A 14,010-nucleotide genomic window follows, 5' to 3' on the forward strand; every position below is an offset into this window, starting at 1 on the left:
ATTTTATTTTTTTAATTGTCTACTTGACGGGGAGCGGTTCACTCTATGAGCCGCTGCAGCCTGTTTATTCATTCTTCTTACATTTCCCCAAGCACTACTTCAGGTTCTTCTTCAACCGCCTCAGTATACTTCTCTAAGATGATCTTCTGGATCCGCTCTCTTGTGCCAGAGTTGATCGGGTGCGCGATGTCACGGTATTCACCGTCAAGAGCTTTCTTGCTCGGCATTGCGATAAACAGTCCTTTCTCGCCCTCGATTACCTTAATGTCATGAACTACAAATTCATCATCAATCGTAATCGAAACAACCGCTTTCAACTTACCTTCCTTTGCTACTTTGCGCACACGCACATCTGTGATTTGCATAATGTTCAAGTCTCCTTTCTCCGCCTGCATCGGTCCATTATCGAGCATCAGGCTCAATAAGTATAACCTTTATAATGCATACCGCTCGTTTTTCTCAACTACCACTTTCACACCATTCTCACCAACATGTCTCGTGTTTGCCCTTATCGTATCCCGACTCTCAACAACACAATTCTCGATGTAAGTATTGTCCCCAAGATATACGTCGTTCAGGATAATGGAATTCTTGATTACGCAGTTATTACCTACAAATACCTTTTTAAATATAACGGAATTCTCAACCGTTCCATTAATAATACTTCCACTTCCAACAAGGCTGTTCTTAACAACCGCCCCCGGATTGTACTTCGCCGGCGGAAGGTCACTCACCTTGGAGTTGACCGGCGGAAGTTCTTTGAAGAAGTAATTACGAACTTCAGGTCTCAGGAAATCCATATTCGTCTGGTAATATGCGTCCACTGTTGAGATGTTACTCCAGTAGCTGTTTATCTTATAACCGTATATTTTCTTCAGATTCTTATAGCGAATCAGAATATCGGTTACAAAATCATGTCTTTCCTCTTCTGCACAGTGCTCGATGAGGTCAATAAGCTGTCTTCTTCTAATCACATAAATACCCGTGGAAATCGTCTGTGAATGAGCCACCATCGGCTTTTCTTCAAACTCTTCAATTCTTGCGGATTCATTCATGCGGACGGTGCCAAAGCGAGTGGCATCCTCACCAGGAGCCAGTTCCTTGCATACAACTGTGATGTCTGCCTTCTTGGCGATATGGTACTCAAGCACCTTATTATAATCCAGCTTGTACACTGCATCCCCCGATGTAATGATGACATATGGCTCGTGGCATCTCTTGAGGAAATCCAGGTTCTGATAGATTGCATCAGCAGTTCCCCGGTACCAGTATCCATTCTCCGCCGTAATCGTCGGAGTGAATACATATAATCCGCCCTGTTTTCTTCCGAAATCCCACCACTTGGATGAGTTCAGATGTTCATTCAAAGATCTTGCATTGTACTGTGTGAGAACGGCAACTTTCTGTATATGGGAATTTGCCATGTTACTCAGCGCAAAATCAATTGCCCTGTAGCTTCCAGCCACCGGCATCGCTGCCACTGCACGTCTGGAAGTCAGTTCCTGCATCTTTCTGTTATTTCCGCCTGCTAAGATAATACCTACTGCTCTCATATACGATCACCTGCCTTTATTAATGTCTCACCACTTGCAAGCACTCCATCGCTGTAATCTTCTATGGATGTAACACCACTAATGGCGGTATTCTTCCCAATCTGCACTCCTGAAGGTATTTTTGAATTCTCCCCAATGGTCGCAAGTCCGCCGCTGTAAACACCCGGCTTCTCTTTATTCGGGACTTCACTTCCAATACCGATCACGACATCATTTCCAATCACGGTTCCTTCAGCGATGATTGCTTTCTCAATCACACAATTGTCACCGACTGTTACGTCTCTCATGAGAATCGAATCTTTGATCACACTGCCCTTACCAACGGTCACACCGCCTCCAAGCACAGAATTATGAACTTCTCCGTAGATCTCCGAACCGTTGCTGATGATACATCTGTCAACTACAGACTGTTCTGATATATACTGTGGTGGTAGATTGGCGCTGTTGGTATATATCTTCCAAAACTCTTCATATAAATTAAATTCCGGAATAATATCAATCAGTTCCATGTTCGCTTCCCAATATGAGCTGAGAGTTCCGACATCCTTCCAGTAGCCATTATACTCGTAAGCAAACATCCTCTTGTCATTCTCATGGCAGTATGGGATGATGTGCTTACCAAAATCACAGTTCGGCTGCTCTGAAAGCCTGATCAGTGCATCTTTCAGAACCGGCCAGCTGAATATGTAGATTCCCATAGACGCCAGATTGCTGCTCGGCTTCTCAGGCTTCTCCTCAAACTCCCTGATGCGGCTCTCCTCATCTGTAACGACAATACCAAAACGGCTTGCTTCTTCCATCGGAACCGGCATTGCTGCAATTGTAACGTCAGCCTTGTTCGCTTTATGGAAATCAAGCATTACCTCATAATCCATCTTGTAAATGTGGTCCCCTGAAAGGATCAGGACATAATCAGGATTGTATGTCTCCATGTAATCCAGATTCTGATAAATCGCATTTGCAGTACCTGTATACCACTCACTGCTTGTACTCTTCTCGTAAGGCGGAAGAATTGTCACCCCTCCGACATTACGGTCCAGATCCCACGGAATTCCAATTCCGATATGGGTATTCAACCTTAAAGGCTGGTACTGTGTCAATACACCTACAGTATCTACGCCTGAATTAATACAGTTACTCAATGGAAAATCAATAATACGGTACTTACCGCCAAATGCTACGGCCGGCTTGGCCACTTTTGCAGTAAGAACTCCCAGTCGACTGCCTTGTCCACCTGCCAGCAGCATAGCAATCATTTCCTTCTTAATCATGTCGTCACCTCATTTCTAGTTAGTTGTACCCATTATAGCACACTTTTCTCTTCCGCGCACAATTTTTACAATTTTTTAGCGGAACTCAATGCCTTTTTGTTAATCCTGCACAAAAAGAACATCTTTAAATTTTCCCCATATATAGTATAATATAAAAAGTAGTTATTGTTTATGACTAATTTATAGAATTTTTATTTAGGAAGGAATGCGTTTATGTATAAAATTGATTTCAATAAGCCGATTCATATCCATTTTATAGGGATTGGCGGCATCAGCATGAGTGGTCTTGCAGAGATTCTCATGAAGGAGAATTTTACAGTATCTGGATCAGATTCCAGAAAGTCACCACTAACTGAGCAGCTTGAGAAGAAGGGCGCCCAGATTTTTTACGGACAGAAGGCAGAGAATATCATCGAAGGTATCGACTGCGTTGTATATACCGCCGCTATTAACCGCGACAATGCCGAGCTGATAGAAGCTGTTGCGAAGAAAATACCGATGCTTACCCGTGCTGAACTTTTAGGGCAGCTGATGAAGAATTATAAGAATGCCATCGCCGTATCCGGCACCCACGGAAAGACTACAACAACTTCTATGATCTCTCATATTCTTCTTGAAGGGGATATGGACCCGACTATTTCCGTCGGCGGAATCCTTCAGGCAATCGGCGGCAACATCCGCGTAGGCAGCTCCGAGACTTTTATCACAGAAGCCTGTGAATATACGAACAGTTTTCTGGATTTTTACCCTAAAATCAGTATCATTCTTAATATAGAGGAAGACCATCTGGATTTCTTCAAGGACCTTGAGGATATCCGCCATTCCTTCCACCAGTTTGCATCACTGCTGCCTGAAGACGGCACCCTGATCATCAACGCGGATATCCAGAACTATCAGGAAATCTGCGACGGGCTCGGCTGTAATATCATCACCTATGGAAGTTCACCGGATGCAGACTACAGCGCAGCCAATATCGGCTATGATGATAAAGGAAGGGTATCCTTCGATCTTGTAAGGAAAGGAGTCCTGTCCGAACACATCGTCCTCTCCGTCACCGGTGACCACAATGTCTCCAATGCGCTGGCCTCCATCGCCGCTGCCGAACTGCTCAGGCTTTCTATGGATACGATTCTTAAGGGGCTGCTCTCCTTCTCAGGAACGGACCGCCGCTTTGAATATAAGGGCACTTTAAACGGTGTAACAATCGTGGATGACTATGCGCACCACCCGACAGAGATCACCGCCACCTTAAAGGCGGCGCACCACTATCCGCACAAGAAGCTCTGGTGTGTATTTCAACCGCACACTTACACGAGGACAAAAGCATTCTTTCATGAATTTGCCGAAGCGCTTTCCCATGCAGACCATGTCGTCCTCGCGGATATTTATGCAGCCAGGGAAACAGATACACTCGGCATCTCTTCCAGCCATCTGGCAGAAGAATTGAAGGCACTCGGGACAGATGCATACTACTTTCCAAGCTTCGGGGAGATTGAAAACTTCCTAAAAGCGAACTGTGTTTCAGGTGACTTGTTGATAACTATGGGAGCCGGAGACGTTGTAAATATAGGGGAAGATCTTTTAAAATAGAACTTATCCACACTTTCCCCACATAGTTATCTACAAAAAACCTTGTTTTTCCCACGAAAAAGTGCTTTTTACTGCCGCAATTAGGTGCTATAATACCTGTACGCATTGAGAGAGTTAAGTACGAAAACCAAAGGGTAGGGGAAATAAGATGAAGACATTGACTTTGAAAAATAAATTTCAGACAAACGCAACCTTAGTTACAAACGATTTTATCGACAATTACATGATCAACGCAAACGGTGAGTTTGTCAAAGTATATTTATTTCTGCTGAGGCATCTGGATGATCCGTGTTCCAATCTCACGATATCCATGATTGCCGACTGCCTGAACAACACGGAGAACGATATATTAAGAGCTTTCAGATACTGGGAATCTGAAGGACTTTTAACTGTTGATAAAGACGGTGAAGGAAGAATTACCGGGCTTGAATTGGAGCAGACGCCTTCCATTACATCCAGGAAAGTGACTGCCCCAAAGGTTCCGGCTGTCAATGAGAAGCCTGTCTTAAGAGAGGTCAAGCCTCTGGCTTCCGCCGCATCTGCTCTTGCAGCTGTCCCGGAACCAGTTATGGCCTTTGAACCGGCTGCCGTATCTGATCCTGTCCCTGTTTTTGAGACAGTCGCCGTGCCGGAACCAGTTTCCGCACCTAAGGCAGTCCAGAAGTCAAAGGCGATTCCGCTGACTTCATTTAAAGCCCAGAAGGAACTGAAGTCCCTGCTCTTTATCGCAGAACAGTATCTAGGCAAGACACTGTCCCGGACCGATGTGGATGCCATTACATATTTTTATGAGACGCTCGGCATGTCTGCTGATTTGATCGAATACCTGATCGAATCCTGTGTCGAGAACGGACATAAAAGTATCCACTACATTCAGAAGGTAGCCCTTTCCTGGTCTGACAGCGGTGTTACCACGATAGACCAGGCACGCCGGCAGTCTGCCAATTACAGCAAAAGCAGCTATACCGTGCTGAATGCATTTGGAATCAAGAACAGGGGGCCGGCTGCTGCAGAGCTTACTTTTATCAGGAAGTGGACCGAAGAACTCGGTTTCTCCCTTGATATCATCCAGGAAGCCTGCAACCGCACAATCGCCGCTACTCACCAGCCCAGCTTTGAGTATGCCGATACCATCCTCTGTAAATGGTACGAAAGCCAGGTACGCCATCTAAAAGATATTGCCGTTTTAGACGCCGCTTATCAGAAAGAAAAAGCCGCCAGAACAACTGTCCAGAATAGGCAGAAGCCAGTCTCAAAGAACATGAACAATTTCGAAAGACGCTCCTATGACATGGATTCTCTGGAGGAACAACTATTAAACAGTAATTAAAGTAGCTGTTCACAATTCTGGGCAGTTACTATTAGAAGGAGTATAATTGTGGGACTCAAACCATCACAATACCAGGCTATCATGCGTGATTATGAACAGCGCCAGCTGAAGAACCATGATATTCTGACCAGACATTATGAAGAAGTCTATAAACAGCTGCCGGAATTTAAATCTTTAGATGATTCCATCTCCATACTTTCCGTCCAATACGGGCGCAAGCTGCTGAACGGAGATGATAAGGCGGTGGACTCATTAAAGGAAGAACTCGCCATCTTGAGGAGCAGTAAGAAAGAGCTTCTCCGGTCAGGTGGATTTCCGGATGATTATCTGGATCCGGTTTATGACTGCAAAGACTGTAAAGATACCGGATATATTGATAATAAAAAGTGTCACTGTTTTAAAAAGGCTGTCATAGGTATTCTCTACGAACAGTCTAATCTGAACCAGATACTGGAGCAGGAAAACTTCAATACATTTTCACTGGATTATTATTCTGATAATTATATAGACAAAAAGACAGGGCGTTCTTCCAGACAGACTATGCAGGATGCCCTGAAAGTGTGTCATGATTTCGTAGATAATTTCGGGGCGGGAACCTCGAATCTGTTCCTGTATGGAGACGTAGGAGTAGGCAAGACATTCCTCTCCAACTGCATTGCAAAGGAATTAATGGACCGGGAATTTTCCGTCCTCTACTTCTCCGCATCGAAATTTTTTTCAATTTTAGCTAAAAATACATTTGACAAAAACAATATTGATGCGCAAAATATGTATGAATACATCTTTGACTGTGATTTACTGATTATAGACGATCTCGGAACAGAATTTACGAATACGTTTGTAGCTTCGCAGTTTTTTACCTGTATTAATGAACGGCTCTTAAGCCGCAAATCCACTATCATTTCAACCAATCTGTCATTAGACACGCTGGCCGATTTATATACGGAGCGTTCCTTCTCAAGGATTACAAGTAATTACACAATGCTCAAGCTGATTGGTGATGATATCAGAATCAAAAAGAAATTAAAAATCAGGGAGGACCACTCATGTTACACCGAACAGAAAGAAATTTAGAGAATATTCCAGTAGGCGCATTAGGCCTGATTCCAGTTACAGGATGCGAAGAGCTTGGCGATAAAGTCAACGACTATCTTGTAAAATGGAGAAAAGAAAGCGCTATTGTGCATAAAGACGACGTTGCCTTTTCCGGATACGAAAAAGACACCTATATCATTGATACGAAAGTGCCGAGATTCGGTTCGGGCGAAGCAAAAGGTATTATCGCTGAATCAGTGCGGGGAAAAGATCTCTATCTCATGGTCGATGTTTGCAACTACAGTGTCACATATTCCCTGACAGGCAATATTAATCACATGTCACCGGATGACCATTTCCAGAACTTAAAGCGTATCATCGCAGCAATCGGTGGGAAGGGCCGCCGCATCAATGTCATCATGCCGTTCTTATACGAAAGCCGCCAGCATAAGCGCAATGGCAGGGAGTCCCTCGACTGTGCACTGGCCCTTCAGGAACTTGTCCGCATGGGCGTTGACAATATCCTTACATTTGACGCGCACGACCCGAGAGTCCAGAATGCCATCCCTCTGAATGGATTCGAGACTGTCCCGTCTTCTTACCAGTTCATCAAAGGTCTGCTCCGTAAAGAGAAGGATCTTCAGATTGACAGTGAACACATGATGATCATCAGCCCTGACGAAGGCGGCACAAACCGTGCCATTTACCTCGCCAACGTGCTCGGCCTCGACATGGGAATGTTCTACAAACGCCGCGATTATACAAGGATTGTAAACGGACGCAATCCTATTGTGGCACATGAATTCCTCGGAAGTTCTGTCGAAGGAAAAGACGTCATCATTATCGATGATATGATTTCCTCCGGGGACAGCATCATCGAGGTTGCAACCGAGTTAAAACGCAGAAAGGCAAACCGTATCTTTGCTGCCGCTACGTTTGGTCTGTTTACGAACGGTATGGAGAAGTTTGACAGGGCTTACGAAGAAGGGCTTCTGACCGGAATCCTGACAACAAACCTGATCTACCAGACACCGGAATTGTTGTCCAAGCCTTATTATATCAACTGCGATATGAGCAAGTATATCGCGCTCCTTATTGACACACTGAACCATGACGGTTCGATCAGTACTTTGCTGAACCCGAACGAAAGAATACAGCATGTGCTTAAGAAATATCACAATGGGGAAGAAATATAAACGTTACTGTCCAGACCGTGCCATGTACCCTGCTTTAGTATCTTTGCAGGAATGCACTGTCATGACATAATCTAAGAGCGGCATCAGGTGTGAAATATTCGCCTGATGCCGCTCTTTTCATTTTTTATCTTAGAAAATACTGCCGCTGGCATGCTTTTTTAGAGCAGGCCCCCTATAGAAAGGAACAACGGTGCAAACACCAGTGACACGATTGTCATGAGTTTGATCAGAATATTGATGGATGGTCCTGACGTATCTTTGAAAGGATCTCCGACTGTATCGCCGACAACCGCCGCCTTATGGGCCTCGCTTCCTTTTCCGCCGTGGTGGCCGACTTCGATGTATTTCTTTGCGTTATCCCATGCACCGCCTGAATTGGACATGAAAATCGCCATGAGGACACCCGTTACCAGTGCACCCGCCAGCATTCCGCCGAGTGACTGTGGTCCGAGGACAACCCCTACAACCAGTGGCGCCGCTACTGCCATCGCCCCCGGCAGAAGCATCTCCCGCAGTGCCGCTGTCGTGGAGATACCAACACAGGATGTGTAATCCGGCCTTTCCGTCCCCTTCATAATGCCCGGTTTTTCCCGGAACTGACGTCTTACTTCCTCTATCATCTTATAAGCCGCCTTGGACACAGATTCCATTGTAAACGCAGAGAACAAAAATGTCAGCATTCCCCCGATAAACATTCCAATAATGACACGGTAATCCAGAATATCAATCGTATCCAGCTTTACAGCATTTGCATAGGACACAAACAGTGCAAGCGCAGTCAGAGCCGCGGAACCTATGGCAAATCCTTTTCCCATTGCTGCTGTCGTATTCCCAACAGAATCAAGTTTATCCGTGATCTCACGAACAGACTCATCCAACCCTGACATCTCCGCAATACCTCCGGCATTGTCCGCAATCGGGCCATATGCGTCAACCGCAACCGTGATTCCTGTCGTAGAAAGCATTCCGACTGCCGCCAGGGCTATTCCATACAGGCCGCATGCCTGATAAGCGACAAAGATACCGACGCAGATCAGGAGCAGCGGAACCGCTGTGGACTGCATACCTACTGCTATACCACTTATGATCGTGGTTGCCGCCCCGGTCTCAGACTGTTCACCGATTCTTTTTACAAATTTATAATCTGCAGAAGTATAAACTTCTGTAATAACTCCGATTAACACACCGACAACAAGGCCTGCAATTACAGCAACAGCCCCGCTGAAGCTTTCAAATAAAAGTCTGCTGAATATGAGAGATGCTATCACTACAAGCGCAGCCGATACATAACTCCCTGTCTTCAGCGCCTTGTGCGGACTGGAATTTTCATTTCCCCTGACGAAGAAAGTTGCAATGATGGATGCCAGAAGCCCACATGCAGCAATCACAAGCGGGAAGAGCGCTCCGGAAACTTCATAGTACACAACGCCCAGAGTCAGGGCTGATACGAGTGACCCCACATATGACTCGAAAAGGTCCGCCCCCATACCTGCAACATCGCCCACGTTGTCCCCTACATTGTCTGCGATAACCGCCGGGTTACGCGGGTCATCCTCAGGTATTCCGGCCTCTACCTTACCGACCAGATCGGCTCCCACATCGGCAGCCTTCGTATAGATTCCCCCGCCTACACGGGCAAACAACGCTATAGAAGACGCCCCAAGGCTGAAGCCGGATAAAATATCCACATTGCCTGTCAGTATGTACACCATGCTGACTCCCAGTGCACCGAGTCCTGCAACACACATTCCCATAACAGCGCCTCCGGAAAATGCAATAGACAGTGCTTTATTCATTCCACTCTCTTTTGCTGCATTAGCGGTCCTGACATTAGCCTTTGTCGCCACATTCATTCCGAAATATCCTGCTAGTGTAGAGAACAATGCCCCTGCAACAAAGCAGACTGCTGTAACCCAGCTTCCGATCCCGACACCAATCAGTATAAACAGGACAGCTACAAATACAACCAGAATCTTATACTCCGCTGTCAGGAACGCGCGGGCGCCTTCGCTGATTGCACCGGCGATCTCTTTCATTTTGTCGTTTCCGGCATCCTGTCTTCCCACCTTCACAGCCAGATAAACGGCAAAAAGAAGAGTCAGGATTCCTACCGCCGGAACCAGATACATTAACTTTTCCATTTCAATCCTCCTAGTCTATAATCCCTATCCATTGGCACCCGGTTCCTCCCTCACACTGAATCCCCCTTTCCTGCCGGCTGCCGCTGTAAAAGAGCTTAGTCTGCAGACCAAGCCCTTTCTCTTAATATTAATGATACTGGTTTATTTCATTTTTTGCAAGAAAAAGCGGCCAATCCTGCAAAAAATTATGAATCTTACTAATTTTCACAGTTGACCGCTATATCATTTTATTAACTTTTGTAGCACTTTAACCAATTTTTTAATAATTTTCGTCTTTTCAAAAAATACATGCAATGCATTATTTTCTGTTCAAAACGTCATTTCCTGATTCTCAGGATACCCTCAGGTTCTCGTAAAAGCACCTGTCAGTATTTCCCCTGATTAGTCCTCGAAAGGAACGATGATCAGATCTTTTGTATAATCATTCAGAACCTCGCATCCATCTTCTGTGATGATTACAAGGTCTTCAATACGAACACCAATTCCTTCGTCCGGAAGGTAGATTCCCGGCTCTACAGAGAAACACTGTCCCGGTTTGATGATGTCTTCATTTACAGAAGAAACATCGCCGAACTCATGGTCTTCCAGTCCGATTGAATGTCCTGTTCTGTGAGTGAAGTAAGGTCCAAAACCTTTTTCTGTTATGTAGTCACGGCATGCAGCATCAACATCGCACATTCTGTTGCCAGGCTTAGCAGCTGCGATACCTCTCATGTTAGCTTCTACTACGATATCGTAGATCTCTTTTGCCCTGTCAGATACTTCGCCAAGGAATACTGTTCTTGTCATATCTGATGCATATGCATTCTTAAATCCGCCGATATCAAGGATTACACAGTCTCCGCGTTTTCCTTTTGAATCATCTGTTACATGGTGAGGGTCAGCTGCGCCCTTTGCATAAGCTGTAATCGGGTCGAAAGAAACATCTTCGCATCCAACTTCTTTGTAGATCTCGCGAACCTTTTCATTCAGCTGTCTCTCTGTCAGTCCTTTTCCTACCCACGGAATCAGCTTGTCCATTACGATATCATTCAGTCTTGAAGACTCACGCATTAACTCCTGCTCTTTTTCGTCCTTGATCATTCTAATGTAGTCAACAATCATAGAACCGTTCATGAACTTGCTTCCAGCTCCCAATTCCTGTAATCTGAGCAGGAATCTTGCCGGCCAGATCTTATCGATTCCGATTGGTTTATCTTTTTCTACGAACTGTGACAGAATCTCAACACCATCCTGCACGTCATTGTACCATACAATCTCAACCCCAAGATCTTTTTCCTGTGGGAACAGCTCGTTGATCATCATCTTATGATTGCCGTTCACATTCAGGTACAGTGCCAATAATCTTTCCCCCGGAACAATCATCTTTCCTGTCAGCCAGAAAATAGTAAGCGGATCCGCAATAATCATCTGCGGCATATCCTTTTCCTTCATTGCGTCCAGTATTCTGTTTAACTTACCTGTGTCCATTGTAAACTCCTCCTTTTACTTGCATATTATATGCAACTTTAATAAACATACCGTTATAATTGTATAGCTAATTGTGCGGTATGTCAATGAGGTTTCGGGGGGAATATTATGAAATTTAAGGGAGGATGGGGACGCGATCTGGAAAAACTCGGGGCTACAAAAGAGCGGGATGATATCTTTAGCTGTCATACCGCGTCCATATAAAAGGGAAAGAAAAAAGTGTGTTGTTTTTGAACGGCTCGCAGTCTATAATGAAGGAAAAGAAAATGCACAATGGAGGGATGGGACGGTATGAGTGAGGGAAGCGTAGGAATGTGGCAGGAATGGCTCTGGTGTGTGCTGCAATTTGTTGGCCCGATGTTTCTGCGCTACTATCCATTTCGTAAAAAACTGAGAATCCCCCTGTGGGCGCTGGCGGCCATCGTCGCCTCCGTCTGGGGCGGAATTGCGCTGAGTCTGGTCTTATTCGGCTATTCGCCGGACTACTCTATGAACCTCTATTGCAGCATTGCCATCCTGATTTTTTTTCCTCTTTCCTGCATAATCATCAAAGACCGGTTTGTCAAGCATTTCTTTGTGTACCTGATGTCTTACAACCTGATGACCGTGAGCATTGGCATTTCCCAGTTCCTGATGGAGCGGCTGGGAGGCGGATTGATGACGGCAAATCTTGCCACGCTGCTTTTTTATCCCTTAACCTACCCCCTGATCTTCCATTTTCTGCGCAAAGAGCTGGAGCCCGTGATGGATGTGGACGACACGAAGGTCTGGAAGATCGCCTGGGTGCCGATGCTGCTGTTCTACCTGTTGATTGCCGTGGCCACGCCGGGGATGCTGAATGCCCGGCAGGTAAGCTATGTGCTGACACGCACGCTGTTGGGGATCTGCTGCGCCGCATTCTGCGTCATTCTGGTGATCTGCCTGAGGCATGCCAGAGAGCAGGCGGTCAGGGAGGAGGCCTTGATTCGTGTGCAGAGCCTGGCGGACATGAAGGAGGAGTTCCTTCACAACCTTTCCCACGAGCTCCAGATGCCCATTACGGTGGTGTCGGGCTTTGCACAGCTGACCGGCCGTATGATGGACGATGCCGAGATCGACCGCGCTGCGGTACGGGACAACATGCGACGGGTGGACAGCGAAGCCGGGAGGATGGAGCGGCTGGTGGTGCAGCTGCTGGATGCCGCTGCCATCGAGAGCGGCAGCTTTATTCTGAACCGGCGGGAGATGGATTTGGTGGAGCTAATGGAAACCGTGGCCCACGTTCATTTTCCGCTGATGGACAATCATGGAAATCAGGTAACGATTGACGCACCTCCCGCTCTGCCCGCGATATATGGTGACCGGGAGCGGCTGCTGCAAGTGCTGCTGAACCTGGTTTCCAACTCTGTGAAGCACACCGTGAGCGGGATCGTCACTCTGTCGGCACGTTCGGAGGAGGACGGGATCGCAGTGGCGGTGCAGGACACCGGCGAAGGAATTGCGCCCGAGCTCCTTTCCAATCTGTTTCAGCGGTATCCGAGAAACCGGGCGGCCGGCGGAAACGGTTTGGGGCTTTATATTTGCGGACAGATCGTCTGCGCCCATGGCGGTAAAATCTTAGTGGAAAGCAGGGTTGGGGAAGGAACCAAAGTGTGCTTTACGATTCCGGCTCTGGAGGAAGAGGTGGCAGAATGAAGGGGAAAGTAGTGCTGATGGTGGAAGACAACGAGCACGTGCAGGAGCTCAACCGTCTGGTGTTGGAACGGGAGGGCTGTATGGTGCTGACAGCACCAAGTCTTGACGCTGCGCGGCAGATATTGGCGGGGCATCCGGTCATCGATATCGTTGTGCTGGATATTCTGCTGCCGGACGGCAGTGGGCTGGATTTTATCCCGGAATTGAAGAAGTCCACTGCTGCGCCGGTGCTGATGCTGACCAGCAGGCGGGGATATGGGGATATGGTGCAGGGCCTGACCGGAGGGGCGGATGATTACATGACCAAACCCTACCGCGTTGAGGAATTGCTGGCGCGGATGGTCGCTCTGCTGCACAGGCGGGAGACGGCACAGGGAAACATCCGGCTGACCCGCGGCCCGCTGGTCTTGGATACGGTGGCTCAAAGAGCTTTTCTCCATGGAGAGGATATTCTATTGCAACCCCGTGAGTATGCGGTGCTGCTCTATTTGATCCGGCACGAGGGGGAAGGCGTTCCCGCGGAGCAGCTTTTTGAGGCAGTCTGGAAGCTGCCCGCGCTGGGAAACACGAATGCGGCGAAGACTGCGGTGTCCCGTCTGCGCAGGAAGCTCTCGGGGAGCGGCTATACCATCTCATCGGGCCGGGGGACAGGGTACTGCTTCGAGCGGGAGAATAGGAATTGCAATAGGTAACGAATTGGTAACCTTCTGTACTTATCATGGAAACGGTCAGGAAAATATAGTATTATTC

11 protein-coding genes are annotated in these 14,010 nt (G+C 46.9%); 6 read left to right on the top strand and 5 right to left on the bottom strand.

Annotated elements, in window-relative coordinates; genetic code table 11:
• Window positions 1-77: 77 nt before the first annotated feature.
• From spoVG to DWX43_RS11715, 3 genes are all read right to left on the bottom strand, one after another.
• The gene (gene spoVG, locus DWX43_RS11705; RefSeq protein ID WP_109732663.1) at window positions 78-365 is read right to left on the bottom strand and encodes a septation regulator SpoVG; all 288 of its coding nucleotides are present in this window, start codon (window positions 363-365) and stop codon (window positions 78-80) included.
• Between the two features lie 69 nt (window positions 366-434).
• Window positions 435-1,553, bottom strand: coding sequence for a glucose-1-phosphate adenylyltransferase subunit GlgD (gene glgD / locus DWX43_RS11710; protein ID WP_109732664.1), 1,119 nt, complete (start codon window positions 1,551-1,553; stop codon window positions 435-437).
• Window positions 1,550-2,824 (bottom strand): glucose-1-phosphate adenylyltransferase, encoded by a 1,275-nt coding sequence (locus tag DWX43_RS11715; RefSeq protein WP_109732665.1) that lies wholly within the window; start codon window positions 2,822-2,824, stop codon window positions 1,550-1,552. Before DWX43_RS11715 ends, glgD begins: the two co-directional genes overlap by 4 nt.
• 213 nt (window positions 2,825-3,037) lie before the next feature.
• On the opposite strand from DWX43_RS11715, the gene murC reads away from it, so the two are divergent.
• The 4 genes from murC (at window position 3,038) to DWX43_RS11735 (ending at window position 7,975) form a co-directional block, all read left to right on the top strand.
• Entirely contained in the window at window positions 3,038-4,414 is a 1,377-nt protein-coding gene (murC, locus tag DWX43_RS11720; protein ID WP_109732666.1) for a UDP-N-acetylmuramate--L-alanine ligase, read from the top strand.
• A gap of 148 nt (window positions 4,415-4,562) precedes the next feature.
• Window positions 4,563-5,744 carry a DnaD domain protein gene (locus DWX43_RS11725; RefSeq protein WP_109732667.1) on the top strand — a complete coding sequence of 394 codons (1,182 nt, stop codon included), beginning with the start codon at window positions 4,563-4,565 and terminating at the stop codon, window positions 5,742-5,744.
• Window positions 5,745-5,792: 48 nt separating this feature from the next.
• Entirely contained in the window at window positions 5,793-6,818 is a 1,026-nt protein-coding gene (locus DWX43_RS11730; protein ID WP_109732668.1) for an ATP-binding protein, read from the top strand.
• Window positions 6,791-7,975: a ribose-phosphate pyrophosphokinase gene (locus DWX43_RS11735; protein WP_109732669.1), complete on the top strand. Its 1,185-nt coding sequence runs from the start codon at window positions 6,791-6,793 to the stop codon at window positions 7,973-7,975. The genes DWX43_RS11730 and DWX43_RS11735 overlap by 28 nt, the downstream gene beginning before the upstream one ends.
• A 158-nt stretch (window positions 7,976-8,133) precedes the next feature.
• Here DWX43_RS11735 and DWX43_RS11740 read toward each other — a convergent pair whose 3' ends face one another.
• Both DWX43_RS11740 and DWX43_RS11745 read right to left on the bottom strand, forming a co-directional pair.
• Window positions 8,134-10,116, bottom strand: coding sequence for a sodium-translocating pyrophosphatase (locus DWX43_RS11740; protein WP_118620396.1), 1,983 nt, complete (start codon window positions 10,114-10,116; stop codon window positions 8,134-8,136).
• Between the two features lie 381 nt (window positions 10,117-10,497).
• Window positions 10,498-11,586 (bottom strand): aminopeptidase P family protein, encoded by a 1,089-nt coding sequence (locus DWX43_RS11745; protein WP_109732671.1) that lies wholly within the window; start codon window positions 11,584-11,586, stop codon window positions 10,498-10,500.
• Between the two features lie 291 nt (window positions 11,587-11,877).
• On the opposite strand from DWX43_RS11745, the gene DWX43_RS11750 reads away from it, so the two are divergent.
• Window positions 11,878-13,260, top strand: coding sequence for a HAMP domain-containing sensor histidine kinase (locus DWX43_RS11750; RefSeq protein WP_182440674.1), 1,383 nt, complete (start codon window positions 11,878-11,880; stop codon window positions 13,258-13,260).
• Complete coding sequence (locus DWX43_RS11755) at window positions 13,257-13,952, top strand: response regulator transcription factor (protein ID WP_118620398.1); 696 nt, start codon at window positions 13,257-13,259, stop codon at window positions 13,950-13,952. Before DWX43_RS11750 ends, DWX43_RS11755 begins: the two co-directional genes overlap by 4 nt.
• Window positions 13,953-14,010: the final 58 nt, after the last annotated feature.

Origin of the sequence: Clostridium sp. AF19-22AC, from assembly GCF_003479085.1 — a bacterium.
Lineage (GTDB): Bacteria > Bacillota > Clostridia > Lachnospirales > Lachnospiraceae > Faecalicatena_A > Faecalicatena_A orotica.